The organism is Candidatus Microbacterium colombiense (assembly GCA_029203165.1).
GTDB classification, from domain to species: Bacteria; Actinomycetota; Actinomycetes; order Actinomycetales; family Microbacteriaceae; genus Microbacterium; species Microbacterium colombiense.
Genome location: CP119308.1, coordinates 2,355,607 through 2,379,616, shown reverse-complemented (window position 1 = coordinate 2,379,616; position 24,010 = coordinate 2,355,607). Strand labels below are relative to the sequence as shown.

The 24,010-nt window shown below is 68.0% G+C and carries 30 protein-coding genes; 27 read left to right on the top strand and 3 right to left on the bottom strand.

Going from position 1 to position 24,010, the window contains the following annotated elements:
- The first annotated feature begins 202 nt into the window (after positions 1-202).
- Positions 203-592, top strand: coding sequence for a hypothetical protein (locus P0Y60_11515; protein WEK59973.1), 390 nt, complete (start codon positions 203-205; stop codon positions 590-592).
- Between the two features lie 558 nt (positions 593-1,150).
- Here the strand turns inward: P0Y60_11515 and P0Y60_11510 are convergent.
- The 3 genes from P0Y60_11510 to P0Y60_11500 all read right to left on the bottom strand — a co-directional run bounded on the left by P0Y60_11510 (position 1,151) and on the right by P0Y60_11500 (position 3,422).
- Positions 1,151-1,753 carry a hypothetical protein gene (locus P0Y60_11510; GenBank protein WEK59972.1) on the bottom strand — a complete coding sequence of 201 codons (603 nt, stop codon included), beginning with the start codon at positions 1,751-1,753 and terminating at the stop codon, positions 1,151-1,153.
- An 8-nt stretch (positions 1,754-1,761) separates the two neighbouring features.
- Positions 1,762-3,123 carry a Na+/H+ antiporter NhaA gene (gene nhaA, locus P0Y60_11505; GenBank protein ID WEK59971.1) on the bottom strand — a complete coding sequence of 454 codons (1,362 nt, stop codon included), beginning with the start codon at positions 3,121-3,123 and terminating at the stop codon, positions 1,762-1,764.
- 107 nt (positions 3,124-3,230) lie between these two features.
- A complete protein-coding gene (locus P0Y60_11500; GenBank protein ID WEK59970.1) occupies positions 3,231-3,422 on the bottom strand; it encodes a hypothetical protein in 192 nt (63 codons plus the stop codon).
- A 193-nt stretch (positions 3,423-3,615) separates the two neighbouring features.
- On the opposite strand from P0Y60_11500, the gene P0Y60_11495 reads away from it, so the two are divergent.
- From P0Y60_11495 to P0Y60_11370, 26 genes are all read left to right on the top strand, one after another.
- On the top strand, positions 3,616-4,449 hold the full coding sequence (locus P0Y60_11495; protein WEK59969.1) for a sigma-70 family RNA polymerase sigma factor: 834 nt from the start codon (positions 3,616-3,618) through the stop codon (positions 4,447-4,449).
- A gap of 105 nt (positions 4,450-4,554) precedes the next feature.
- Positions 4,555-5,415 (top strand): flagellin, encoded by an 861-nt coding sequence (locus P0Y60_11490; protein ID WEK59968.1) that lies wholly within the window; start codon positions 4,555-4,557, stop codon positions 5,413-5,415.
- A gap of 101 nt (positions 5,416-5,516) precedes the next feature.
- On the top strand, positions 5,517-6,884 hold the full coding sequence (fliD, locus tag P0Y60_11485; protein ID WEK59967.1) for a flagellar filament capping protein FliD: 1,368 nt from the start codon (positions 5,517-5,519) through the stop codon (positions 6,882-6,884).
- A 47-nt stretch (positions 6,885-6,931) separates the two neighbouring features.
- Positions 6,932-7,345: a flagellar export chaperone FliS gene (gene fliS, locus P0Y60_11480; protein WEK59966.1), complete on the top strand. Its 414-nt coding sequence runs from the start codon at positions 6,932-6,934 to the stop codon at positions 7,343-7,345.
- Between the two features lie 6 nt (positions 7,346-7,351).
- Positions 7,352-7,630: a hypothetical protein gene (locus tag P0Y60_11475; GenBank protein ID WEK59965.1), complete on the top strand. Its 279-nt coding sequence runs from the start codon at positions 7,352-7,354 to the stop codon at positions 7,628-7,630.
- A 108-nt stretch (positions 7,631-7,738) separates the two neighbouring features.
- Positions 7,739-8,086 carry a flagellar biosynthesis protein FlgB gene (locus tag P0Y60_11470; GenBank protein WEK59964.1) on the top strand — a complete coding sequence of 116 codons (348 nt, stop codon included), beginning with the start codon at positions 7,739-7,741 and terminating at the stop codon, positions 8,084-8,086.
- On the top strand, positions 8,083-8,475 hold the full coding sequence (locus P0Y60_11465; protein ID WEK59963.1) for a flagellar basal body rod C-terminal domain-containing protein: 393 nt from the start codon (positions 8,083-8,085) through the stop codon (positions 8,473-8,475). Before P0Y60_11470 ends, P0Y60_11465 begins: the two co-directional genes overlap by 4 nt.
- Positions 8,475-8,795, top strand: a complete 321-nt coding sequence (fliE, locus tag P0Y60_11460) for a flagellar hook-basal body complex protein FliE (protein WEK59962.1) — start codon at positions 8,475-8,477, stop codon at positions 8,793-8,795. The genes P0Y60_11465 and fliE overlap by 1 nt, the downstream gene beginning before the upstream one ends.
- 11 nt (positions 8,796-8,806) lie before the next feature.
- Entirely contained in the window at positions 8,807-10,438 is a 1,632-nt protein-coding gene (fliF, locus tag P0Y60_11455) for a flagellar basal-body MS-ring/collar protein FliF (GenBank protein WEK59961.1), read from the top strand.
- Between the two features lie 2 nt (positions 10,439-10,440).
- Positions 10,441-11,514 carry a flagellar motor switch protein FliG gene (gene fliG, locus P0Y60_11450; GenBank protein WEK59960.1) on the top strand — a complete coding sequence of 358 codons (1,074 nt, stop codon included), beginning with the start codon at positions 10,441-10,443 and terminating at the stop codon, positions 11,512-11,514.
- Complete coding sequence (locus tag P0Y60_11445) at positions 11,511-12,158, top strand: FliH/SctL family protein (protein ID WEK59959.1); 648 nt, start codon at positions 11,511-11,513, stop codon at positions 12,156-12,158. Before fliG ends, P0Y60_11445 begins: the two co-directional genes overlap by 4 nt.
- The gene (locus tag P0Y60_11440; GenBank protein ID WEK59958.1) at positions 12,155-13,483 is read left to right on the top strand and encodes a FliI/YscN family ATPase; all 1,329 of its coding nucleotides are present in this window, start codon (positions 12,155-12,157) and stop codon (positions 13,481-13,483) included. The genes P0Y60_11445 and P0Y60_11440 overlap by 4 nt, the downstream gene beginning before the upstream one ends.
- On the top strand, positions 13,480-13,902 hold the full coding sequence (locus P0Y60_11435; protein ID WEK59957.1) for a hypothetical protein: 423 nt from the start codon (positions 13,480-13,482) through the stop codon (positions 13,900-13,902). The genes P0Y60_11440 and P0Y60_11435 overlap by 4 nt, the downstream gene beginning before the upstream one ends.
- Complete coding sequence (locus P0Y60_11430; GenBank protein ID WEK59956.1) at positions 13,899-15,242, top strand: hypothetical protein; 1,344 nt, start codon at positions 13,899-13,901, stop codon at positions 15,240-15,242. The genes P0Y60_11435 and P0Y60_11430 overlap by 4 nt, the downstream gene beginning before the upstream one ends.
- Before the next feature lie 12 nt (positions 15,243-15,254).
- Positions 15,255-15,701 carry a flagellar hook capping FlgD N-terminal domain-containing protein gene (locus tag P0Y60_11425; GenBank protein WEK59955.1) on the top strand — a complete coding sequence of 149 codons (447 nt, stop codon included), beginning with the start codon at positions 15,255-15,257 and terminating at the stop codon, positions 15,699-15,701.
- Positions 15,702-15,731: 30 nt separating this feature from the next.
- Positions 15,732-16,898 (top strand): flagellar hook protein FlgE, encoded by a 1,167-nt coding sequence (locus P0Y60_11420; protein ID WEK59954.1) that lies wholly within the window; start codon positions 15,732-15,734, stop codon positions 16,896-16,898.
- 117 nt (positions 16,899-17,015) lie between these two features.
- Entirely contained in the window at positions 17,016-17,231 is a 216-nt protein-coding gene (locus P0Y60_11415) for a flagellar FlbD family protein (GenBank protein ID WEK59953.1), read from the top strand.
- Positions 17,232-17,233: 2 nt separating this feature from the next.
- Positions 17,234-18,043, top strand: coding sequence for a MotA/TolQ/ExbB proton channel family protein (locus P0Y60_11410; protein ID WEK59952.1), 810 nt, complete (start codon positions 17,234-17,236; stop codon positions 18,041-18,043).
- A complete protein-coding gene (locus P0Y60_11405) occupies positions 18,040-18,858 on the top strand; it encodes a flagellar motor protein MotB (protein WEK59951.1) in 819 nt (272 codons plus the stop codon). The genes P0Y60_11410 and P0Y60_11405 overlap by 4 nt, the downstream gene beginning before the upstream one ends.
- A 33-nt stretch (positions 18,859-18,891) precedes the next feature.
- On the top strand, positions 18,892-19,785 hold the full coding sequence (locus P0Y60_11400; protein WEK59950.1) for a flagellar motor switch protein FliM: 894 nt from the start codon (positions 18,892-18,894) through the stop codon (positions 19,783-19,785).
- On the top strand, positions 19,785-20,444 hold the full coding sequence (locus tag P0Y60_11395; GenBank protein ID WEK59949.1) for a FliM/FliN family flagellar motor switch protein: 660 nt from the start codon (positions 19,785-19,787) through the stop codon (positions 20,442-20,444). Before P0Y60_11400 ends, P0Y60_11395 begins: the two co-directional genes overlap by 1 nt.
- 2 nt (positions 20,445-20,446) lie before the next feature.
- Positions 20,447-20,884: a flagellar biosynthetic protein FliO gene (locus tag P0Y60_11390; GenBank protein WEK59948.1), complete on the top strand. Its 438-nt coding sequence runs from the start codon at positions 20,447-20,449 to the stop codon at positions 20,882-20,884.
- A gap of 150 nt (positions 20,885-21,034) precedes the next feature.
- The gene (gene fliP / locus P0Y60_11385; protein ID WEK62908.1) at positions 21,035-21,847 is read left to right on the top strand and encodes a flagellar type III secretion system pore protein FliP; all 813 of its coding nucleotides are present in this window, start codon (positions 21,035-21,037) and stop codon (positions 21,845-21,847) included.
- Positions 21,844-22,119: a flagellar biosynthesis protein FliQ gene (gene fliQ / locus P0Y60_11380; GenBank protein ID WEK59947.1), complete on the top strand. Its 276-nt coding sequence runs from the start codon at positions 21,844-21,846 to the stop codon at positions 22,117-22,119. Before fliP ends, fliQ begins: the two co-directional genes overlap by 4 nt.
- On the top strand, positions 22,119-22,880 hold the full coding sequence (locus tag P0Y60_11375; protein WEK59946.1) for a flagellar biosynthetic protein FliR: 762 nt from the start codon (positions 22,119-22,121) through the stop codon (positions 22,878-22,880). Before fliQ ends, P0Y60_11375 begins: the two co-directional genes overlap by 1 nt.
- On the top strand, positions 22,877-23,980 hold the full coding sequence (locus P0Y60_11370) for an EscU/YscU/HrcU family type III secretion system export apparatus switch protein (protein ID WEK59945.1): 1,104 nt from the start codon (positions 22,877-22,879) through the stop codon (positions 23,978-23,980). The genes P0Y60_11375 and P0Y60_11370 overlap by 4 nt, the downstream gene beginning before the upstream one ends.
- The last annotated feature ends 30 nt before the right edge of the window (positions 23,981-24,010 follow it).

Here is a 24,010-nt window from a genome sequence, read left to right as displayed (position 1 = left end):
AGAACGACCGGATGCCGGCTCCGCCCCGGTCGCGGCGCGACCTCTGCCGTCGTCGGCATCTGGATCAGCGCCACGATCGAGATCTCGAGGAAGCGCGCGATGCGTCGGAGGTGCGCTGAGCGCCGTTCCCAACGGCCGAAGCAGGTACTCGCGGCTTTGAGGGCCGCTGCTAGAGTCACAGGACGCACAATCCTGGAGGAGCATGAAGGATATCTCGCGACGTACTGTGCTGACGTACGGAGCCTGGTCGGCTCCCGTCATCGCACTTGCAGTCTCTGCGCCTCTTGCTGCTGCCAGCGTTGCGGCAGCCACTGTGACGATAACAGGCATCGCAGCCGTCGGCTTCTCCGACTGGCATGACCTGTACATCAACGTCGCCAATCCCCCAGCAGGTGCGCAGAACGTCACCGGTCGGGTTACCTGGACCCCATCGGGCGGCAGCACCATTGGGTCCTCCGGCTTTTCCGTCGACTCGAACGGCAACGCCTCGATCACCCTCGCTGGATTCCCGACGGGCGTCTCCTATACGTTCACCGCGACCGTCACGATCGCGGGCTCACCTGTCTCCGGGTCCTTCGTCCACACGTTCTGACCCCAGCGTTCGGTGGTCTGTTCCTCTTCGCGATGTCAGTCCTCAGCCGCCTTTCGAGTGGAAGACACTCCTTTCTAACCCTTCCGAGTTCCGTTTAGGCTGTGCCTGAACAGGAACTATGGCCGATGCCTCGTCGTCATCGACGGGGCTCCTGTCGTATCCGGGTGCAGTCCCACCGCCACACGCTCGCAACCCTCTGCAAACGGCCTGCTGCCATGACCTCGAGCCCGTGAGTCCGAGCCCTCATGGTGTGTCGAGGGGGTCTGGTAGCGCGCCGCGGCAGGAGCGGCACGCGGCGCTCGTCATACGTGGGCTGCTGTGACCAGTAAGAGCGTCCGCAACGGGGAGGGCCATCGCGCCTACCGGCGCCAGCAGGGAGCTCTCAAGCGTCGCACTCGCGCGCAGAACCTCCCCTGCGCCCACGTTCCCCTTCGGGGTGGGCTAAGGGGAGAGCATCGATACGGCGCCACCGTGGATGTCGTCGGTTCGATCCCGGCCGGGCCCTCACTCCGGACCTCCACAGTGCGATAGAGGGGTCTCACGCCACCGATGCGACGGTCAGTTCTCGGGTTCCCGAACGATCGTGAGAGTCCCGATCTCACCCACGACGGTGCCTACGCTGATCGAGATGCTCGTGGTGTAAGTGCCGGGCAGCCATGTGAGGATCTCATCTTCCATCGACGAGGTGGTGGCACCGTCAAGGGGAATCCAGCTGATCGTCTTGCTGTACATACCCTCGGCGAGGTCGCGGTTCACTGTCAGCACGGTCGTCTGCGAGCCGTCCGGATTGGAGAAGGTGCTCGCCTGGGAGAAGTTCGGGCCAGCGACAGAGAATATCCGGACAGGTGTCGCGCGCGTCGCTCCCGCTCCTCCTCCCTGGAGCGCCATCGAGCCACCCACGGTGAGGGTCACGAGATCCCCTGCGCGCATGGTGCCGGTGATCCTGATGGAGAGCGGACGGGTGAACGTGATCTGCCCGCCCTGGGCCGTCTCAGATGTCACGTTCGCGTACGATGCCGACTGCACGCCACTGCCGGAGGCTGCAGCCAGCGGCGTTCCTACCGTCGCAACAATGACCGGCATGGCCCAGGCTGCTGCCGAGAGCACTGCTCGTCGATTCGGCCCCGGTCGGGTTGCGGGCAGTTCGAGTTCGTCGGTCATCGTGTCCTTCAGCGTGTGCGGCCCTGAGCGGTCGTGCATCGGTATCCACCATAGGGGGGCGCCCCAGGGGGCTGACGCTCGATCGCCTGCGGGCGTGCGATCAGCCGGTATCGACGGTTCCGCGCGACGAGCACAGCGGAGGCCAGGAGAGAGGCGAGAAGGGAGGCGACCATGATGGCGACCTTCGCGTCGTCGCCGTGCGGGCTTCCCGCCCCGAAGCTGAGTTCCGCGATGAGCAGTGAGACGGTGAACCCGATGCCGGCCAGCATCCCGACGCCGATCAGGTCGATCCATCGCAGGGAGGGATCGAGACGGACCCGTGTCGCCCAGGTGAGAAGGCGAACGGACAGGACGATGCCGAGGGGCTTGCCGAGGACCAGACCGGTGACGATGCCGATCGTGACCGGATCGGTGGCTGCGCGCGTGATGCCCTCGATCCCGCCCACCGCCACTCCGGCGGCGAAGAACGCGAAGATCGGAACGGCGATGCCGGCAGAGAGCGGGCGGAACCGGTGCTCGAACTCTTCAGCGAGTCCGCCCCCCTGCGCATCCGGGCCGTTTCGCTTCGCGTGCACAGGAATGGTGAACGCGAGGGCGACGCCGGCGATCGTCGCATGTATGCCTGAGGCGTGCAGGAACGCCCACGCGACGAATCCGAGCGGCAGCAGGATCAGCCATGCGGCGTAGGCCTTGGTTCCGAACAGGGTCCGGTACCGCTGGGCCAGGAAGCCGTAGATGGCGATGACCCCTGCGGAGATGACCAGAGGCAGGATCTCGATGTCGGCGGTGTAGAAGACGGCGATGATGACGATCGCGATGAGGTCGTCTACGACGGCGAGGGTCAGAAGGAAGATACGGAGCGGGCTCGGGAGATGGGAGCCGACCAGAGCGAGGACGGCGACGGCGAAGGCGATGTCGGTGGCGGTGGGGATCGCCCACCCTTCGCGGAGCGAGGGCTGGTTCCACACGATGGCCACGTAGATCATCGCTGGGACGGCGACACCGCCCACGGCCGCGGTGATCGGCACGACCGCGGTGTTGAAGCTGCGAAGGTCACCGGCCACGACCTCGCGTTTCAGTTCCAACCCGACGAGGAAGAAGAACACCGCGAGCAGTCCATCGGCGGCCCATGCGCCGAGAGAGAGCTCCAGATGCCACGGTTCGTAGCCGATCCGGAAGTCGCGGAGAGCGAAATAGCTGTCGGCGGCGGGCGAGTTCGCCCAGATGATGGCGATGACCGCGGCCGCTACGAGCAGGATGCCGCCGACGGCTTCCTTTCGCAGAAGAGCGGAGATCCGTGTTGCTTCTGAGGCTCCGGGCCAGCGAGGGAAACGCGCTGCGGAGGACGGTGTGGGAGGCGCGTTGTGCACGGGTGGCTCCTGGGAATGGTCGACAGAGTGAGTGTCGACCAGACTTCCCGACGCGCCGGAACCATTCTAACCGTCCGCGCCACTCGGACTCCGACCGAGGGATCGCCTCAGGACCTGCGGCGCTTGGCGCGGATGGTCAGCCACTGCGAGACGACCAACAATGCCATCGCGATGACGGTGAACCACAGAGTGGGGCTCAAGACCCCGGTGAGGATCAGTACCGCACAGACGAGCCCGAAGGCGCCGCCGAAGATGAGGAGGCCCAGGTTGACGTCGGTGTTGGTTCCGTTGTTGCGCATCTCCTCAGCCTGTCAGCCATGCTCATCGATGTCGACCGGCAGGGCACGCGTAACGACACGATCACTTCAGCATCCATTTTTGCTTGTAAACGTGTGAAACCTGCTACTTTCCTCATAAATGAGTTGAGCTAGCCACGGAGTCACATTGCTGCGTCATTCTGACCTTTCTGCTGGTTCCGGCGCACCCTCTTCGGTGCCTCCGGCGGCTGACCGCTTGGCGAGAGAGAACATGGCGTTGGCCACCTTCCTCGCGCTGGAGAAGGCACGCACGGCGGAGCATGTCGATCTCGACGATCTGATGTCGGCCGCCCGCTGGGGCCTCGCCCGCGCCGCTCTCACGTACGAGCCGGAACGGGGGATCCCCTTCGGAGCGTTCGCGCGCACACAGATCAACTGGGCCATGCTGTCGGAGATGCGCCGCGCAGACCCCGCGGGCGAGCGCGCACGCGACAAGATCCAACTCATCCGGGCGGCAGGCGACGCCGTACTCGCCCGAACAGGTCGACCGGGCACGATCGCCGAGTTGGCCAAAGAGTCCGGGATCGACGCCGGCTCGGTCGCCGAGATGCTCCAGCTCGACACGATGGTGCGCACCGCGACGAGCTTCGAGGAGCACTTCGATCTCGAGACCGGCCGACAGGCCGCCGACCTCACCGACAGTGTGATCCTGCCGGAGCACGCCGCCGAGCAGAACGAGAACCGGGCGATGCTCGTGCGGGTGCTCGATGCGCTGCCGGCCGCGATGCGCCGGGTGATCCGGGGCATCTACATCGACGACCGGATGGTAAAAGACCTCGCCGACGAGATGGAGGTCAGCCACGCCTACGTGTCGAAACTGCGCACTCGCGGTCTCGGCATGATGCGCGAGGCGATGCAGGCGTGGGAGGACGGCACCACGGGCGATCGCTCCACCGCCGCGAAGAGCGAGTTCTTCGGTGCACTGTTCGGTCCCGTGCCCGCATCGTCGCCGTCGCCCGCGAGCCCCGCGATCCCACGCCGGGCCGACGATCTCCTTCCCGCCCTCTGACATTCCTCCGCAGCGCGGGTTACGCGCCGGGCGACTGTCGCGAATGTGGATTGTGCAGGCCCACGGATGGGCCCGCATTCAGTCCCATAACCACGGAGGATATTCATGGGTCTTCAGATCGCAACCAACGTCAGTGCGCTCAACTCGTACCGCAACCTGTCCGCCAACCAGAACGACGTCTCGAAGTCGCTCGAGAAGCTCTCGAGCGGTCTGCGCATCAACCGCGCAGCCGACGACGCCGCCGGTCTGGCCATCTCCGAGGGTCTGCGCTCGCAGGTCAACGGCCTGAACGTCGCAGCCCGCAACGCCCAGGACGGCATCTCGGTGATCCAGACCGCTGAAGGCGCGCTGACCGAGGTCCACTCCATCCTGCAGCGTGTCCGCGACCTCGCGGTCCAGGCAGGATCCGACTCCAACAACGTCGACTCCCGCAAGGCCATCACCACCGAGGTGACCCAGCTGGTCGACGAGCTCACGCGCATCTCCGACACCACGAACTTCAACGGCATCAAGCTGCTGGATGCTTCGGCCGGTGCGGCAGGCGACGGCGTGCTGAGCTTCCAGGTCGGTGCCGACGGCGCCGCCTCGAGCCAGATCACGGTGAACCTCGGTTCCGCCGACATCAAGACGCTCGCGGCGGACCTCAAGACCGCCATCGTCACCACCGACGGATTCGCGACGCCCACGCTGGCAGCGGCGACCATCACCACGGTCGACACGGCCATCAAGAGCGTCTCCTCGGCTCGTGCCGACCTCGGTGCGGTGCAGAACCGCTTCGAGTCGACCATCAACTCGCTGCAGGTCTCGGCCGAGAACCTGTCGGCGGCCAAGAGCCGTATCGCCGACACCGACATGGCAGCCGAGATGGTCAAGTACACCGCTGCGAACATCCTGCAGCAGGCCGGCACCGCCATGCTCGCGCAGGCGAACCAGTCGGGCCAGGGCGTCCTGCAGCTGCTCCGTTGAGCCGCTGCGCCTGAGGCGCATGAGGCGCTCGGGCGGAGAGGTCTCCGCCCGAGCGCCTTCCTGTAGGACCATCGACTCCGCACGCACAGAAGGCATCGAAGATGAAACTCGACGGACTGGTATCCGGGCTCAAGACCGACGAGCTCATCACCGCCCTCATGGACGTGGCGGCGATCCCGAAGAAGCTGATCGCGAACAAGATCACCGACCGTGGCACCATCATCACCAACCTGCAGTCGCTGAACAAGTCGCTGCAGGACCTGATGGCCAAGGCGAAGACCGCGGCAGGAGCGACGTCGCTCGCCGCGTTCACCGCATCCTCCTCCGCCGAGAGCGTCACGGTCACCGCCGGCGCGAAGGCCAGCGCGTTCTCGACGAGCATCGTGGTCGACGCGGTCGCTGCGGCGCACTCCGTGATCACGGCCGCCGGCGGCGCGGAGGCCTGGGGCGGGGAGTTCACGCTCGTCGCGTCAGACGGCACCCAGACCGCGATCACCCCGGCGGGCTCCAGCCCGCAGGAGCTGGCGAAGGCGATCAATGCCGCGAAGGCCGGCGTGACGGCGACGGTCGTGCCGGCGGGCACCGATGCCGACGGCAAGGCCCTCTCGCGCATCCAACTGACCGCGACCGACACGGGAGCCGCGAGCTCGTTCGCTCTGCACCGAGGCACGGCTGCCGAGGTCGCCTCCGGAACCGCTGCGGATATGGCGGCTGAGACCGGCGCTGCCGTCCTCGCGCAGGGTGCCGATGCCAGGGTGCGCATGTTCGCCGGCACCGCGGCCGAGCAGACGCTGATCAGCGCGAGCAACACCATCAGCATCGGCGAGGACATCGACGTCACCGTCTCGAAGGCGGGCGCGGACTCGATCGTGGTCTCGGTCGCGTTGGACGCGAAGGCGCAGACGACCAAGGCGGAAGCGTTCATCAAGGAGATCGCCTCCCTGCTCACCCGCATCGACAACGGGTCGAAGTCGACGGTCGGTGCGGTGGGGGAGAAGACCACGCTCGGCGTGTTCACGGGGGACAGCACCGTCCGCAATCTGCGCACAGCGTTGGCGGATGCCGTGCAGTATCCGGTCGACGGGGTCTCGCCCTCGACGATCGGCATCTCGATCAGCGACAAGGGCGTTCTCTCCTTCGACGCGGAGAAGTTCACCCGGGCGCTCGCGGAGGACCCCGAGAAGGCGCAGGCCGTGTTCTCCGGACTGTCGGGCCGGTTGCAGGAGGTCACGACCAAGTACTCCGACAAGTACGACGGTCTGCTGACGCAGCGCATCACCGGACAGGAGTCCGAGGTCAAGACGCTCAAGTCCCAGGTCGAGCGCTGGGACATCCGCCTCGAGCAGCGCAGGGCGACGCTCGAGCGCACGTACTCGCAGCTCGAGGTGCAGCTCTCGAAGCTGCAATCACAGTCGTCCTGGCTCTCGTCGCAGCTCGCGGGCCTGTCCACCTCGTCGTCCTCGTCGTGACGTCGCCCGCACCTCTCACCCCTCGCACCCGCTAGGAGATCAGAACGATGTCCCTCACCTCCCTCGCACGCGCCAAGCAGCAGTATCTCGAGCAGCAGGTCGCCTCGGCATCTCCGGAGCGGCTCCTGACGATGCTCTACGACCGTCTGCTCGTCGACATCGATCGGGCAGCCGCGGCTCAGGATTCGTCGGACTGGACGGCCGCGGGAGCCCACCTGACGCACGCGCAGCAGATCGTCGCGGAACTCCACGGCTCGCTCACCGATGTCTGGGACGGTGCAGGGGACCTGCGTGCGCTCTACACCTACCTCACCGGACGTCTGATCGACGCGAACATCGCACGTGATCGGGCCGCAACCGGCGAGTGCCGCGAGCTCGTCGTGCCGCTGCGCGAGGCCTGGCATCAGGCTGCGGCCACGACCGCGGCCGCCGCACCCACGGCGACCTCTGCGCTGGCCTGATCGATCGTGTCGGACAACCTCGCCGAATGGCTGACCGTACTCGATCAGTTCGAGCGTGCACTCGACGCCGCTGATTCGCAGCGCGACGCACAGCCGTTCGATGCCCCCGCGGGTCCCGTCCCCGATGAACTTCGGGAAAGGGCCGAGGCGGTGCTGATCCGTCAGCAGACGATGATCAGTGGCCTCATGACGTCTCGGGCGAACGTCGCGCGCGAGCTCGCCGCCCTCCGACGAGTGCCGACGACTCCGCAGGACACGCCGGCCTACCTCGACGTGGAAGGCTGACCCGGCAGGTTACGCATCCGGGGGTGCGTCGCGATAGTCGACGCTGAGCAGGGATCGCTCGACGATTGGCCACGGATCGGCTTCTCCATCAACGTCCGGGGTGCCGCCGTGCTCGAATCCGTAACCTCCTCCGCGCTGATCAGCGCGCTCGATGGCCTGGCTCTGCGTCAGCGGTCGATCGCCGAGAACATCGCCAACATCAACACCCCCGACTATCACGCCAAGAGGGTGCAGTTCGAAGACGAGCTCCGACGGGCCGTCGACGGAGGTTCGGGGTCGGTCGCACCCACCATCGAGCGCTCCCTGGAGCCGACCCGGTTGAACGGCAACAACGTCAACCTCGACACCGAGACGCTGTCGAACATCGACACCGTGCTCCGGTTCCAGTTCGCCAGTCAGGCGATCGCAGGTCAGGCGACCTCGATCACCAAGGCGATCGGGCAGGCATCCGCATGACCTTCGATGCGATCGGCATCGCCGGCACGGGCTTGAACGTGCACCGCAAGTGGCTCGATGCCCTCAGCGACAACATCGCCAACATCAACACGGCGACGCCGGTGGGCGAAGAGGCGTTCCGCGAGAAGCTCGTCACCGTCAGCGCGGGAACGGACGGCCCCGGGGTCTACGTGTCCGGCGTCGTCGAATCCGAGGCGGAGGCGAAGCGCGTGTACGACCCGGAGCATCCCTACGCCGATGAAGACGGCTACGTGCAGTACCCGAACATCGAGCTCGGCGATCAGATGAGCATGCTGATCCTCGCCCAGCGGGGCTACGAGGCGAATGCGGCGGTCGTCGACCGTGCGAAGACCACGTACGAGGCGGCACTCCAGATCGGACGCAACTGATGACCTCTCCCATCGACGCGGTCTCCGCCGCCGGGGTCGCTCCGCTGTCGTCGCTCAGCTTCGAGACCGGCGCGGACGCCGCCGGGGCCACCGGATCCGCCGGGGCCTTCGCGACGTCGCTCACCGGCGCCGTCGAAGGTCTGCAGCAGCTGCAGTCGACGTCGAACGAACTCGCGGTGAAGGCGGTCACCGGAGATCTGCAGGACATCCACCAGGCGATGATCGCCTCGACGCGCGCCGGAGTCACCCTCGACCTGGTGGTCGCCGTGCGTGATCGCAGCGTCTCCGCGTTCAACGAGATCATGCGGATGCAGGCCTGACCGTGCCGAAGATGCTCACCAGCTCCTACGAGCGGCTCAAGCTGATCGTCTCGGGATTCACTGTCGCCCAGCGCACGATCGCCATCATCGGGGTGGCTCTGCTCGTGATGGGAGCGATCGCGCTCGGAACGTGGCTCACCAAGCCTCAGATGAGCCCACTGTTCACGGGGCTCAGCGCCGGCGATGCCTCGGCCGTCGTCGAACAGCTGAAGTCAGCCGGAGTCGGATACGAACTCACCGAGGGCGGCGCGACCATCCTTGTTCCCGACGCGGAGGTCTACCCGCAACGTCTCGCCGCGGCGTCGGCGGGACTTCCGGGCGACTCCAGCGAGGGCTACACGCTGCTCGACAAGATGGGCGTCACCGCGAGCGAGTTCCAGCAGTCGGTCACCTACAAGCGGGCGATCGAGGGGGAGCTGGCGAGCACGATCAGCGCGATGGACGGCATCAGCACCGCATCCGTGCAGCTCGCGATCCCCGAGGAGAGCGTCTTCGTCTCCGAGCGTCAGAGCCCGACCGCGTCGGTGTTCGTGAAGACCCGCAACAGCTCCCGCCTCAGCGACGAGAAGATCGAGGCCATCATCCATCTGACAAGCGCCTCGGTGCCGGGGATGACCCCCGAGGACGTCGCGGTGACGGACCAGAACGGCACGGTGCTCTCAGCAGTCGGATCCGGAGTCGCGGGCAATTCCTCGAAGCAGGCCACCGAGCACGAGGCCAAAGTGGCGGCATCCGTCAGTCGGATGCTGGAGACCATCGTCGGACCGGGCAACGCCACGGTGACGGTCGCCGCCGACGTCGCCAACTCCACCTCCGAGCGGATGGACGAGACGTATTCGGCGCCCGACGGAGAGCTGAGCCCGTCCGAGCAGACGAAGACCGAGACCTACAACGGCGGTCAGGGCACCGGGACCGGCGTGCTGGGCCCGGACAACATCGCCGTTCCCGACAATGCGAACGGTGACGGTTCGTACGAGATCGAGGAGTCGTCCCGCAGCAACGCCGTGAACAAGTCGACGGAGAAGACCATCACGCCGGCGGGGGAAGTGACACGCCAGACGGTCAGCATCGCGCTGAACCGGGGCAACGTCACGGGGGTGACCGCCGCACAGGTCGAAGCTCTCGTGGCCTCGGCGGCAGGCATCGACGTCGATCGGGGCGACACGATCGCCGTGGAGTTCGTGGAGTTCGCGGCATCCGGCGCGACCGCTGCGCAGACGGCGTTGCAGGCGGCGGAAGCAGAGCGCGAGGCGCAGTTCCAGCAGGAGCTGCTGCGCGCGGTGATCATCGGCGGCTCGATCCTGCTCGCGGTGGTCATCCTCGTCGTGTTCTTCTCGCTGCGTCAGCGTATGAAGCGCCGGGTCGTCTACACGGACGAGGGGCCGATCGAGTACCTGTCCACGTTGAGTGAGAGCGAAGAGCAGAAGCTGAAGTCGCTCAAGGGGTTGCAGGATCGTGAGGCGATCACCGCTCCTCTGCTGCCACAGGTGTCGCCTACCGCGATCCTCGACATCGAGGAGGAGCCGGAGATGGATCAGGTACTGGTCGATCGTCGGCGTCGCGAGATCGATGACATCGCCAAGCGGGAACCCCGCGCCACCGCCACGGCCCTGGCCAGCCTGATGGATGAGTCCACCGTATGAGCGTGCAGATCGATCTCCCCACGACCGGCGCCGACGCGATCGATGCGAACGCGGCATCCGGCTCTGAGGTCGCCCTCGTCGCGATGACGGGGCTCCGCAAGGCCGCGATCGTGCTCCTGAACATGGACAGGGAAGCCAGCGCCGAGGTACTGCGTCACCTCGGCGAGGATCGCTCCGAACTGCTCGCCGCCGAACTGACACAGCTGGGTGGTGTCGATGTCGCCGCGACCGCTCAGGCGCTGGGCGCGTTCAAGCGCATCGCGACCGGAGGATCGGTGCCGTCGCGCGGCGGACAGGAACTCGCCACCGGTCTGCTGGAGACCGCGTTCGGCCGGGAGAAGGCGGTCGGGATGGTCGGCCGCGTGATGTCGCAGGGCGCCGTCTCGTTCGACTTCCTCAATGCCGCCGATCCCGCCCAACTCGCGACGATTCTGGAGGGGGAGCTGCCCACCACCGTCGCGGTCGTGCTCGCGAACCTCCGCGCCGATCGCGCCGCGGCCGTGCTCACCGCTCTGCAGGACCCGCTGCGCACCGACGTCGCCCAGGCGATCGCGACCATGGGCACGGCGACGCAGGAGGCCATCTCGATCGTGGCCGATTCGCTGCGATCGCGCACCGGTGTGTTCGCGATGCGTGACAACCATGAGTCGATCGGAGGCGTGCAGCCTCTCGTCGAGATCATCAGCCGTTCCGACACCGCTCTCGAGAAGGCGTTGCTCGCGAGCCTGGAGGGCCGCGACCTCGCCCTCGCGGAAGACATCCGCAGCCGCATGGTGACCTTCGCCGACATCACGCGTCTCGAGGACCGTGACGCGCAACGCGTTCTCCGCGGACTGGATCTGCGGGTGCTCGCACTGGCGCTGAAGGGTGCCGACGAGCAGATCGCCGCGAAGGTCACCGGCAACATGACCGAGCGCAACCAGGAGAATCTGGCCGAGGAGGCCCGCGTGCTCGGCTCTGTGCGCGTGCGCCAGGTCGACGAGGCTCGAGCCGAGGTCGTGCGCATCATCCGCGAGCTGGAGGCGGCGGAGGAGATCACCATCTCTCGCGAAGACGAGGACGAGCTCATCGAATGATGCGATCCGACAACGCCTTCACCCCTCTCGTCGTGCCGCGCGTGGGGGAGACGCCGACCGATCTTCGCGGCGAGGCCGAACGTGCACGCGTCCGCGGATACGCGGAAGGGTATGCCGAAGGTCGCCGGGCGGCATTCGAGGAGGGGCGTGCCGAGCAGGCCGCAGAGTCCGTCCGCAGGGAGCAGGAACACGCGTCGTTCGTCGTCGATCGAGGGATCGCGCTGGAGGCGCTGCACCACGCGTCAACAGGTGTCGAGCGACGCGTCCAATCGCTCAGTGCACTGTCCGCCCAGCGGATCGAGGAGCTCGCCGTCGAGCTCGCGTCGGTGATCCTGGGCGTCGAGCTGTCGGATCCGGCGCGTTCTGCATCGCACGCACTCCGGCGTGCGCTCGATGAGATGCCGATGGAGCGGTGGCATCGCGTCACGCTCGATCCGCAGGACCGGGCGATCATCGGCGACGACGCGGAGGCATCGAGACTGCTGCGCGACATCGACATCGTCGACTCACCATCGGTGGGCGCGGGCGGTGCGATCGTCGAGGTCGAGGACGGCGCCGTCGACACGCGAATCGGGCGGGCACTCCAGCGCGCTGCTGAGGCGCTGCAGGGTGCGGCCGATCACGACTCCGAGGTGCTCGGATGAGTGTCGCGACGGCGACGTGGCGGCAGGCGCTCGATGCCGCACGGCCTCAGCGGTCCGGCACGGTCACGTCAGTGCTGGGGCTGGGCGCCGAGGTCACGGGAATCGATGCCGCTGTCGGCGATCACGTACGCATCGAGGTGCCGCAGGGCCGTTCGATCGATGCGGAAGTGGTCGCGGTCGACGGTGGGTCGGCGCGCTGCATGCCGCTGGGTCCACTCGCCGGCATCACCGCGCGAGCGCGGGTGCTCCACACCGGCTCACGCCTGCAGGTGCCCACGGGGCGTGCCCTTCTCGGACGCGTTCTCGACGGGCTCGGCCGGCCGATCGACGGCAAGGGGCCGCTCGGCTCGACCGTGACGTTCTCGCCTCTCGATCACGAACCGCCGAGCATCCTGCAGCGGCAGCGGATCGACACCCAGCTCGGACTCGGCGTGCGTGTCCTCGACACGATGACCCCGGTGGGCACGGGGCAGCGCCTCGGGCTCTTCGCCGGATCAGGGGTCGGGAAGTCGTCACTCATGTCGATGATCGCTCGGGGATCCACTGCGGATGTGACCGTGATCGCCCTGGTGGGGGAGCGCGGCCGTGAGGTGCGTGAGTTCCTCGAAGACGACCTCGGCCCCGAAGGGCTGGCGCGTGCGGTCGTCGTCGTCGCCACCTCCGATCAGCCGGCGATGGTGCGCATGCGGTCGGCGTTCGTCGCGACGCGCATCGCCGAGGCGTTCCGTGACGACGGCGCGAACGTCATGTTGATGATGGACTCGCTGACGCGCGTGGCGATGGCGCAGCGTGAGATCGGTTTGAGCGCCGGCGAGCCGCCGGCCACCCGCGGGTATCCGCCCTCGACGTTCTCGGTGCTCGCCCGGCTGCTCGAGCGCGCGGGAACGGGCCCGGTCGGATCGGTCACCGGGCTGTACACGGTGCTCGTCGACGGCGACGACCACAACGAGCCGATCGCCGACGCCGCCCGCGGAATCCTCGACGGCCATGTGGTGCTCGACCGCGCGCTGGCGGTGCGCGGTCATTTCCCCGCCGTCGATGTGCTGGGCTCCATCTCGCGGGTCGTCTCGAAGATCACGACGGCGGAGCAACGGGCGCATGCCGTGCGGCTGCGCAGCGTGCTGGCCGCCCGGCGCAGCGCGAACGACCTGATCGACATCGGGGCCTACCGGCAGGGGGCGAATCCGCTGGTCGACGCGGCGCTCTCCCATGAGGAGTCGATCTCGGGGTTCCTCACACAGAGCATGGACGACCTCACCGGCGCCGAAGAATCCTGGCGACGCATCGCTGAACTCACGAACGACTTCGGAGGACTGATCCCATGACCTTTCCCCTCGCAGGTCTCCTGCGCGTCCGCGACGCCCAGGAGAAGATGGCCGCCGAGCAGCTCTCCCGCACGACGTCGGCGCGGCGACAGGCGGAGGTCGCCGAGCAGGGAGCCGTCGTGAGCCTGTCGGAGATCAGCGCCCAGGTCGGCGATGCCCACACGTTGCTCGCAATGGCGGCTGCCCGGGCGGCCGGACGCAGCGCGCTCAGCGACCTTCAGACTCTCACCGAGCTGCGGCGTTCCGAGGAGGAGACGGCGAAGGCATCGCATGTCGAAGCCCGACGCGAACTGCGAGGTCTCGAACGGCTGGAGGGTGCTCATCGTGCCGACACCGTGAAGGCGGAGCGTCACGCCGAGCAGACCGCGCTCGACGAGATCGCCGTGGTGCGCAGCCTCCGTGAGGAGAGGTCGGCATGAGCGGCGTCTCCCTGGCGAGCAGCGATCGGTCGCCTGCGGCGAGCGCTCTCGGTGCGCTGTTCGCCTCATCACCGGAGGGATCTGTCGGCGCCGAGGGTGCTGCGGCGACCACGTCGTTCGGCACCGCGCTGGCTCTGGCCGAGCGGATTCTCGCGGGCGCCGACGAGTCGACGCCGATGCCCGAACCCGGCGCATCGGTCGCCGATGACCTGCCCTCCGACATCGGAGACTCGCAGACCGGTGGGCACGGGGGCACCGGCGAGTCTGCGCTCGTCATGTCACCATCACCCCCTGTTCTCGACCTGCAGGCGGCCGCGCAGGCAGCGCTCCCGACACTGCCTGTGCCGGGGATCGAGTCGATGACGGATGCTTCGCCGACCGCTGGTGCGGAAGCGGCATCCGGCACGGCGTCCGCTGCATCCCCCTCTGCATCCGTCGAGGCAGTAGAGCTCGCTGGGCCTGCGAGCGCGACGATGCCTTCCGATCGCGCGCAGCCTCCGATGACTCTGCCTCCCATGACCCCGCCTCCCATGACGCCGCCGGCCACCACTCCGTCGGCCACCACTCCGCCGGACACGACGGCCGCCGGATCCGACGCGGTGGCCGTCGTGCACGCCGCGCCGACGTCTAGCGCATCCGCTTCAGCGGTCGGCGCCACGTCGATCGACGCCGAGCAGCCGGCGGGCTCCACCCCGCCGCAGGGGCAGATCGGTGACGCTGTCGCCAGGCCGGAGCACAGCACGGGGACGGGCACGGGCGTGGGGACGGCGCAGCAGACGCCGCAGGGCATCACCGCCTCCATCTCCACTCCGCCGATCGCGCCGATCCGTGCCGATGCGGCGCCGGAGGCCGCGACGGTGCCGACGAGGGGCGTGGCCGCGCAGGTGTCGCCGGCTGTGCTGAGCATCGTGCAACGCCCCGTGGGCAGTCACCAGCTCACGATGACGGTGAACCCCGACACCTTCGGGCCCGTCACCGTGCGCGCGCACATCAGTGCCGCAGGCGACGTGCGGGTCGAACTGCTCGGCGCGACCGATCTGGGCCGCGAGGCTCTGCGGTCGATCGTCACCGACCTCCGGCGTGATCTCACGGCCGTCATGCCGCACGCGAGCCTCTCACTCGGCTCCGGTACGTCGGCGGATGCGGGCGGTACGGATCGCGACACGCCGCAGGGGGCCGCGAACGCACCGGGCGGCCAGCCGTCGGGCGGCCGTGACTCCGGTGACGCGGCACCGGGCAGCCGACACCGCGCCGACGGTGCCTTCGAGACCTTCTCGACGACCACCACCACGACCACCACCCACGCCGTCTCCGGCGCGGGTCTCGACACCTTCGCCTGAGAGGACACGACAATGACCGTCGACGCCGTGAGCGCGCCGAGCTCGATCTACACGGGAGGAACGTCCGACCCCGCAGCGCGCAAGCAGGTGCTGGACGGCGAGGTCTTCCTCAAACTCCTGGTGACGCAGCTGACCCACCAGGATCCGTCGAGCCCGATGAACACCAACGAGATGATCTCGCAGACGACCCAGCTGGCGATGATGGAGCAGCTGACCACCCTCGCCGACAACGGGGTCGAGGCGTTCGCGCTGAACATGCGACAGGCAGCGACCGCACTGATCGGTCAAGAGGCCAGTTACAAGGATGCCGATGGAACCACAGCCTCGGGCATCGTCACCAAGGTGTCGTTCGACGGTCCCATCCCGCAGGTCACGATCGGCGGTAAGACCATCGCCCTCGATGCCATCACCGGCATCACCTCCACGTCCACCCCCGCGGCGAACGCCCCCGCCGCCTGATACCCCACTCATCCAGGAAGAGAGAACCCCATGCTCCGCTCGCTCTACTCCGGAATCTCCGGCCTCCGCTCGCACCAGACCATGCTCGACGTGACGGGCAACAACATCGCCAACGTCAACACCGCAGGGTTCAAGGGCTCGTCCGTCGTGTTCCAGGACTCCCTCTCGCAGCTCATCGGCAATGCCGGCATCCCTGACGACCAGGTCGGCGGACGCAACCCCGCCCAGGTGGGACTCGGCGTGCAGGTCGCCGGAGTCCGCACCAACTTCGCGCAGGGGTCGACCCAGGCCACCGGACGTGGGGGAGACCTCATGATCTCGGGCGACGGATTCTTCGCCGTGCGCGCGGGCGGAGAGACGCTGTACACCCGTGCCGGAGGATTCTCGTTCGACCCGACGGGCAAGATGGTCACCGCCGACGGCGCCGTCGTGCAGGGGTGGTCGGCGCAGAACGGCATCGTGAACACGGGGCAGGCGATCGGGAACATCGTGCTGCCGCTCGACGCCGTCTCTCCGGCTCGGGCGACGACCGGCGCGACCGTCACCGGCAACCTGCCGTCGACGGCAGCCGTCGGCGATGAGCTCGTGCGCGACGTGACGGTGTTCGACGCGCAGGGCACTCCGACGACGTTGAGTCTCACGTTCACGAAGTCGGCGACCGGGTGGGACGTCTCCGAGCCCGTCAGCGGGGCGACGGGATCGCTCACGTTCACCGATGGCAAGCAGGCGGGCGCCGGGCTCACCCTCGCCGCGGGCGATGTCAGCGTCGATCTCGGGGCCGTCACGGGCTATGCGAGCCTTTCGACGGTCGCGGTGTCGGGGCAGAACGGCGCTGCGGCGGGCACGCTCAAGTCCTACGCGATCACCGGCGACGGATCGATCGTCGGCACGTTCAGCAACGGAGCGACCCGCACTCTGGGCAAGATCGCGATGGCGACGTTCGCGAACCCCGAAGGGCTGGAGAAGGCCGGCGGCACGGCGTACCGGGTGTCGGTGAACTCCGGTGGTGCGCAGATCGGGGAAGCCGGGCAGGCCGGATTCGGCGGGCTCGTCTCGGGTGCGCTCGAGATGAGCAATGTCGACCTCTCCCAGGAGTTCACGAACCTGATCGTCGCCCAGCGTGGTTTCCAGGCGAACGCCCGCATCATCACCACGAGCGACGAGGTGCTGCAGGAACTGACCCAGCTCAAGCGCTGACGCGCGCTCCTGAGCGGATTCGTTCGCCGAACGCGGCCCGTCCCGGTTACCCGGGGCGGGCCGCGTCGCGATAGTCGGGGCTGTCCCGCTTCTCGCCCCACGCCCGGAGATCGTCCGATGATCATCGTCACCCGCCTCGACCGCACCCGGTTCGCGGTGAACCCTGACCTGATCGAACGTGTGCATGCATCGCCGGACACGACCCTGCACATGGTCGACGGTGGCGTCTACGTCGTGCAGGAGAGTGTCGACAGCATCGTCGAGCTCATCATCGCCTACCGCGCGAGAGTGCTCGATGCTGCCCAGGCGCTCGGTCGGACGACGGGGGACTGAACGTGGATCCCGCATTCCTGATCGGCGTCGTGCTGGCCTTCGGTGCGCTCGTCGCCATGATCACCATGGAGGGGGCAAGTTTCGAGGCGCTGCTCATCCCCGCCCCGATGATCCTGGTTCTCGGCTCCACGATCGGCGTCGGCATCGCGAGCCACACCCTGCGCGACACGCGGCTGGCGATCGGCAGCCTCGGTCGGATGGTGCGCGGCCCCCGGTCCACCCCTGAGGCCGTGATCCCGTTCCTCGTCGGGTATGCCGAGAAGGCACGCGGCGAGGGGCTCCTGGCTCTCGAGCAGGAGGTCGATGGAGCGCCCGACGCCTTCATCCGCCAGTCGCTGCAGGCGCTGGCCGACGGCACCGACGCCGACGACCTGCGCATGATGATGGATGACGAGATCACCGCGACGTCGTCGCGCAACCGTGTCGCTGCGAAGTTCTTCGCCTCGCTCGGCGGGTACGCCCCCACGATCGGCATCGTGGGAACGGTCGTCTCCCTGACGCACGTGCTCGAGAAGCTCGATGAGCCCGACCACCTCGGACCGATGATCGCGGCAGCATTCGTCGCCACCCTGTGGGGACTGCTCTCGGCCAACTTCATCTGGAATCCGATCGCCGGGCGGATGGGGCGGATCGGTGCCGTCGAGCTGGAGCGGATGATGCTCATCAGCGAGGGCATGCTCGCCATCCAGGCCGGCAGCGCGCCGCATCTGCTGCAGGAGCGCCTCGAGGCACTCTCGACGGTCAAGCCGAAGCGCCGTAAGAGCGAGAACCCCAAGCCCGCCGATGCGACCGGTCCGGAGGAGTCCCGGTGAGCACCGGCCGCCGCTCCGGTGGCGGACGCCGGCACGAGGACGACTCGCACGACGAGCCCGATGAGCGCTGGGCCGTGTCCTACGCCGACATGGTGACGGTCCTGATGTGCCTGTTCATCGTGCTCTTCGCGGTGTCGAACGTCGACAAGACGAAGTTCGAGCTCCTCGCCAACAGCCTGGCGACCGGTTTCGGGCAGGAAGAGACCACCACGGGCGGCGCCGACATCTCGGAAGGCCTTGTCATCCCTCCCGAGATCGCCGACGAGAACGGCGAGGCCGACCTCACCGCGCGTGCCGCCGCGGAGTACGAGTCGCTCGAAGAGCTGCGGGAGCAGATCCGGGCCGCACTCGCCGCGCAGGGACTCCAGAACGCCGTCGACTTCGTGATCGACGACCGGGGTCTCAAGGTGGGTCTCGTCGGCGCCGAGACATTCTTCGCCGACAACAGCACCGCCCTGTCCGCGAAGGCGGACGGCGTGCTCGACGCGATCGGCGACGTGCTGACCACCGTCGACAACCAGGTGAGCGTGGAAGGGCACGCGGATCGCCGGCACGCCGCCGAACCGTACCCCACCAACTGGGAGCTCTCGGGCGGTCGCGCCACGCAGGTCGCCCGCTTCCTCGTGGAGCACGAGCGCATCGCCGGCGCCAGGGTGAAGGCGATCGCCTTCTCCGATACGCGTCCCCTGCGTGACGGAGACAGCCCGGAGGCGCTCGCCAGCAACAGACGTGTCGACATCGTCGTCGAATCGAACGAGGAAGACCAGGTGCGAGCACTGCTCCCCGCCCTCGCCGAAGCAGCAGAGACGAGCTGAGGCACCGTGTCCACCATCTCCGAGGAGCCATCCATGACCACTGCGATCGCGCTGGACGAACCGGCCGGCCGGTATCCCGCCTACGACTTCAGCCGCCCCGCGCAGCTGGGTCGCGACAGCATCCGACGCCTGGAAGCCTCGTTCGAGTCGTTCGCGCGGCTGTGGTCGTCGCAGCTCACCGACAAGATCCGCGTACGCACACACCTCTCTCTCGACGCCGTCGAACTCATCTCCTACGAGGAGTACGCGCAGACGCTGCCGAGCACGACGGCGATGGTGGCCGGCTCCTTCGCCGATCGAGAAGAGCCCTGCGTCGTGCAGTTCGGCCTCGACAGTGCCCTGCTCTGGGTCGTGCAGATGATGGGCGGCCGAAGCTCGTCGCTCCCCGAGTCGCGCACGTTCACCCCCATCGAGCTCGCGCTGGTGCGCAACCTGATGGAGGGCACCTTCGAGCATCTCTCCGCGAGCATGGGCACCCTGCTCCCGGGCGATCCGCTGTTCGGTGGTGTGCACTACAACCCGCAGTATCTGCAGGTCATCGCGGGTTCGGCCGCCGTGATCGTCGCACGCTACACGATGCGTCTGGGTGACACGCAGACCGTCGCCTCCGTGATGCTCCCGGCCTCCGCGGTCGTCGATCGACTTGCCGCGTCCGGTGCTGACGCGGCAGCGGCGAAGGGCGCAGGACACACTCGCGATCAGGTGCACAGCACTCCGCTCGAGATCACACTGCGCCTGGCGCCGATCACGATCGCCGCCGGAGAAGTGCTGAGCCTCGCGCCGGGCGATCTCCTGCGCCTCCCGCACCCCGAGACCACCCCGTATGAACTGATGGCCGACCGGACTCCCATCGCCAGAGCAACGCCCGGCAGCCGGGGCTCACGCCTCGCCTGCACGATCACGACCACCCACGAGGAGACCCCCTGATGAGCACCTTCCACGAGACGGCGATCGCCGCTGCGATCGCCGGCAAGCTGCCGTTCGCGTACCCCGTGATCCCGACGCCGTCCACCGACCCCGGCGCCACGGGCGACGCCGTGGCGGTGACCTTCACCGGCACACCCGGGGTGCGCATCGCGATCCAGGTCGTCGACCCCGACCACCTCGAAGACGGCTCCGGCACGGCAGAGCTGGCCGACCGCCTGCACCCCGTGTTCGAGGCCGCCGCCGCCGTGCTGGGAACGGGCTCGCTCGGAGCAGGCGAGCAGGTCCGCGCCGCAGAGGTGTTCACCGCTCCCGGGACACAGGTGTTCGACCTGGTCGACGCCGGCGGCGTGATCACCGCACGGGCGTCGGTGCGCATCGACGGCGACCGCGCGGGCACGACGTCGGGCGGACCGCAGCGACTCAGCCGTATCGCCGGTGTCGAGATGGAACTCGTCGTCGAGATCGGTCGCACGCGCATGCCCGTGCGCGAGGTGCTCTCGCTCGAGCCCGGGCACGTCGTCGAGCTCGACCGTGCCGCGGGGTCTCCCGCCGACATCAAGCTGAACGGTCGACTGATCGGGCACGGCACGGTGGTCGTCGCCGACGGTGACTTCGCGATCCGCGTGGAGCGTATCCTCGACGGCGCAGAGAGCGTCTGAGGATGGACGACCTGCTCGTCGCGCTGCGCATGATCGTCGCGCTGGCCGCAGTGCTCGGCCTTCTGCTGTTCCTCAGCCGACGCCTGCAGAAGGCGAGCAGCAAGGGCGGCAACCCGCTCGCCGCTCTGCTTCCGAGCCCGATGGGTCGCAAGCAGGGCGCCGCGCGGCTGCCCGCGTCGGGCCGGGGCGCTCGGGCGCGGGCGGAGAAGATCGTCGTCGTGGCGCGCTCGGGGATCGGCGCGAAGGCACAGCTGGTCGTGGCGGAGTTCGGCGGCATCCGCTACGTGCTCGGGGTCACCGAGCACGGGATCAGTGTCGTCGACACGCAGGAGGCACCCGTGGCCCAGGAGGATTCCGAGTCAATGGAGACGACGGAGTCGGTCGAGGACCCCCTCGGGCTGTCGGATGAGGGGGAGCGGGCGCTGAAGTCGGTCGCCTGAGCGGATCACCGGCCGTCGTGCGGTTACGCGATGCGGCCGGCGTCGCGATAGTCGTCTCCGAGCACGGATCGCTCGACCCCCTGGCTACGGATCGGCCACGTCACCCATCTTCGGAGTGCCGCCGTGCCCGCAATCGCTCCCGCCTCCGCGCTGTCTGCGCGGGTGCGCCGGCGGCAGCGCCGTCTCTGGGGGCTCGCTGCCGCGGTGCTGGTGCTCGCGGCCGTCGTGGTGCTCTGGGACGCCAGCGGTGCGCACGCCGCGACACGACTCCTGCCGATCGAGAACACCGACGGCGAGGGTGTGACGATCAACGGCATCAACGGTTCGCCGTCCGACAGCATCATGACGCTGCTCGGCATCACGGTGCTGAGCGTCGCGCCGGCTCTGCTGTTGATGATGTCGAGCTTCACCAAGATCTTCGTGGTGCTCGCCCTCACCCGAAACGCGCTCTCGCTGCCGTCGATCCCGCCGAACCAGGTGCTCGCCGGGTTGAGCCTGTTCCTGACGCTGTTCATCATGTGGCCCGTGCTCACCGACGTCAACACGGTCGCCGTCGCCCCGTTCACCGACGGCCAGATCGACTTCGGGCGGGCGTTCGAACTCGCCCAGGAGCCGCTGCGGGAATGGATGCTCGCCTACACGCGCGAGGAGGACATCGCCCTGATGCACCGCGCCGCGCAGATGGAGAACCCGACTGACGCGTCGAGCATCCCGTTGCAGACGCTCGTGCCCGCGTTCATGCTGAGTGAGCTGCGCGCCGCGTTCCTCATCGGGTTCATCATCTTCGTCCCCTTCCTGGTGATCGACCTGGTGGTCGCGAGCGCGCTGATGTCGATGGGCATGATGATGCTGCCGCCGGTGATGATCTCGCTGCCGTTCAAGATCCTGCTCTTCCTGCTCATCGACGGGTGGGGAATGGTCATCACCGCCCTCGTGCAGTCGTACAGCGGAGGCGGCGGATGAATCCCGAGGCGGTCATCGACATCGGCCAGGCGGCGTTGATCCTCGCGGCCAAGCTCTGTGCGCCCCTGCTGATCACGGCTCTCGTGGTGGGCTTCGCGATCTCGCTGTTGCAGTCGATCACCCAGGTTCAGGAGATGACGATCTCCTTCGTGCCGAAGCTCGTCGCCGTCGGCATCGCCCTGCTCATCAGCGGGCACTGGATGATCGCCGAGCTCATCGCTTTCACGAACGAACTGTTCGCGCGCATCCCGTCACTCCTGGACGGCGGCTGATGCACATCCCGATCGACTTCACGTGGCTCGAGGCGACGGCGCTCGCCTGCGTGCGCATCACGGCGTTCCTCGTGATCGCGCCGCCGTTCAGCCACGCGACGGTGCCGATGCGCATCCGGGCGATGCTGGGCGTCGGTCTCGCTCTTGCGGTCTCCCCGGTCGTCACCGCCGGCTATGAGCGTCTCGACACCGGCGGCTTCATGCTCGCGCTGGTCGGGCAGGCTCTCACCGGCGCGCTGCTGGGTTTCCTCGTCATGGTGCTGTTCAGCGCGATCCAGGGGTCGGGCCACCTCGTCGACACGTTCGGCGGATTCCAGCTCGCGCAGGCGTTCGATCCGGGCATGGCCGTGAACGGCGCACAGTTCACGCGGCTGTTCCAGATGACCGCGATCGTGCTGCTCTTCGCCTCCGACGGCTATCAGCTGGTGCTGGGCGGCCTGTTCCGCTCGTTCGACGCCGTGCCGGTGACGGGGATGATCGATCTCGCCCGTCCTGCCGAAGCACTCATGGGCGCCGCGGGGCAGATGATGCTCAGTGCGGTGCAGATCGCGGGTCCGCTGCTCATCGTGCTGTTCCTCGCCGACGTCGGCCTGGGCCTTGTGACGCGCGTCGCCCCCGCGCTGAACGCCTTCGCGATGGGCTTCCCGATCAAGATCGGGCTCACACTCCTGCTCGTCGGCTTCGTGTACGCCGCTCTGCCCGGGGTCGTCGCGGCCATCGCCGATGAGGCCGCACGCCTGCTCGTGGTGGTGACGCGATGAGTGAGACCGACACGGGCGAACGTACCGAGAAGACGACCGACCAACGACTCAAGGAGGCGCGGCGCAAGGGCCAGATCGGGCGGAGCCAGGACTTCACGGCCTGGGTCTGCATCGCCGCTGCCGCGATCATGTCGCTGCCGGCGATCGCCTCGGCCACCCAGGTGCTCACCGAACTGTTCCTGCGTGTCACTCCGATCGCCGCGAACCCGACGCCGGGTGCGGCGATGCAGGTGCTGAGCGAGGCGATGGCCTCGATGGGCGGCATCCTGCTGCCGCTCCTGCTGGTCGTGCTCCTCGCCACCACCGCGACCGCCGTCGCTCAGGGTGGGATCCACCTCCGAGGCGTCACGATGCGTGCCGAGCAGTTCAACATCGTGGCCGGGCTGAAGCGGGTCGTCGGCCGCCAGGCCCTGTGGGAGGGCGCCAAGGCCCTGCTGAAGACGGTCGCCATCGGGCTCGCGCTGTGGATCGTCGTCTCCGGCCTGGTTCCGGTGCTGATGGCGAGCGGCAGCCACAACATCAGCTGGCTGCTCGAACAGGCCGCCGGGGGAGCGGTCGCACTGCTCCAGGTCGCGGTCGTCGTCGGCATCCTGCTCGCGGCGATCGACGTCGCAGTCGTGATGCGCCGCAACCGGAAGCACACGCACATGACGAAGAAGGAGGCGAAAGACGAGCACAAGAAGAGCGAAGGCGACCCTCTCGTGCGTTCGCAGCGACGTTCGCGGCAGATCGCGCTGAGTCGCAATCGTATGATCGCCGCGGTCGCCGACAGTGATGTCGTGCTCGTGAACCCCACCCACGTCGCTGTGGCGCTGCGGTACGAGCCGGGCAAGTCCGCCCCGCGCGTCGTGGCGAAGGGCGCCGGCGTGGTGGCCCTCAAGATCCGCGAGAAGGCCGAGTCCGCCGGCGTGCCGATGGTGCGCGACATCCCCCTCGCCCGTGCCCTGCACTCCGCCTGCGAGATCGGTCGGGAGATCCCGGAAGAGCTCTACACCGCGGTGGCCCAGGTGCTCGCCTTCATCGAGCATCTGAAACGCCGCGGCTCGGCGCGCGGCACGCACACGATGCCGTTCGCGAACACCCGCGAACGCGGACTCTGACCCGGCGCTGCTGCCGCACTGAAACGAGAA

Coding starts and splice junctions, on each gene's coding strand:
- P0Y60_11430 (WEK59956.1), top strand. CDS start 13,899: ATGAGCGGCGTCTCCCTGGCGAGCAGCGATCGGTCGCCTGCGGCGAGC.
- P0Y60_11395 (WEK59949.1), top strand. CDS start 19,785: ATGAGCACCTTCCACGAGACGGCGATCGCCGCTGCGATCGCCGGCAAG.
- P0Y60_11515 (WEK59973.1), top strand. CDS start 203: ATGAAGGATATCTCGCGACGTACTGTGCTGACGTACGGAGCCTGGTCG.
- P0Y60_11440 (WEK59958.1), top strand. CDS start 12,155: ATGAGTGTCGCGACGGCGACGTGGCGGCAGGCGCTCGATGCCGCACGG.
- P0Y60_11370 (WEK59945.1), top strand. CDS start 22,877: ATGAGTGAGACCGACACGGGCGAACGTACCGAGAAGACGACCGACCAA.
- P0Y60_11400 (WEK59950.1), top strand. CDS start 18,892: ATGACCACTGCGATCGCGCTGGACGAACCGGCCGGCCGGTATCCCGCC.
- P0Y60_11445 (WEK59959.1), top strand. CDS start 11,511: ATGATGCGATCCGACAACGCCTTCACCCCTCTCGTCGTGCCGCGCGTG.
- P0Y60_11425 (WEK59955.1), top strand. CDS start 15,255: ATGACCGTCGACGCCGTGAGCGCGCCGAGCTCGATCTACACGGGAGGA.
- fliQ (WEK59947.1), top strand. CDS start 21,844: ATGAATCCCGAGGCGGTCATCGACATCGGCCAGGCGGCGTTGATCCTC.
- fliF (WEK59961.1), top strand. CDS start 8,807: ATGCTCACCAGCTCCTACGAGCGGCTCAAGCTGATCGTCTCGGGATTC.
- fliD (WEK59967.1), top strand. CDS start 5,517: ATGAAACTCGACGGACTGGTATCCGGGCTCAAGACCGACGAGCTCATC.
- P0Y60_11390 (WEK59948.1), top strand. CDS start 20,447: ATGGACGACCTGCTCGTCGCGCTGCGCATGATCGTCGCGCTGGCCGCA.
- P0Y60_11435 (WEK59957.1), top strand. CDS start 13,480: ATGACCTTTCCCCTCGCAGGTCTCCTGCGCGTCCGCGACGCCCAGGAG.
- P0Y60_11465 (WEK59963.1), top strand. CDS start 8,083: ATGACCTTCGATGCGATCGGCATCGCCGGCACGGGCTTGAACGTGCAC.
- fliS (WEK59966.1), top strand. CDS start 6,932: ATGTCCCTCACCTCCCTCGCACGCGCCAAGCAGCAGTATCTCGAGCAG.
- P0Y60_11510 (WEK59972.1), bottom strand. CDS start 1,753: ATGACCGACGAACTCGAACTGCCCGCAACCCGACCGGGGCCGAATCGA.
- P0Y60_11415 (WEK59953.1), top strand. CDS start 17,016: ATGATCATCGTCACCCGCCTCGACCGCACCCGGTTCGCGGTGAACCCT.
- P0Y60_11500 (WEK59970.1), bottom strand. CDS start 3,422: ATGCGCAACAACGGAACCAACACCGACGTCAACCTGGGCCTCCTCATC.
- P0Y60_11420 (WEK59954.1), top strand. CDS start 15,732: ATGCTCCGCTCGCTCTACTCCGGAATCTCCGGCCTCCGCTCGCACCAG.
- P0Y60_11490 (WEK59968.1), top strand. CDS start 4,555: ATGGGTCTTCAGATCGCAACCAACGTCAGTGCGCTCAACTCGTACCGC.
- fliE (WEK59962.1), top strand. CDS start 8,475: ATGACCTCTCCCATCGACGCGGTCTCCGCCGCCGGGGTCGCTCCGCTG.
- P0Y60_11375 (WEK59946.1), top strand. CDS start 22,119: ATGCACATCCCGATCGACTTCACGTGGCTCGAGGCGACGGCGCTCGCC.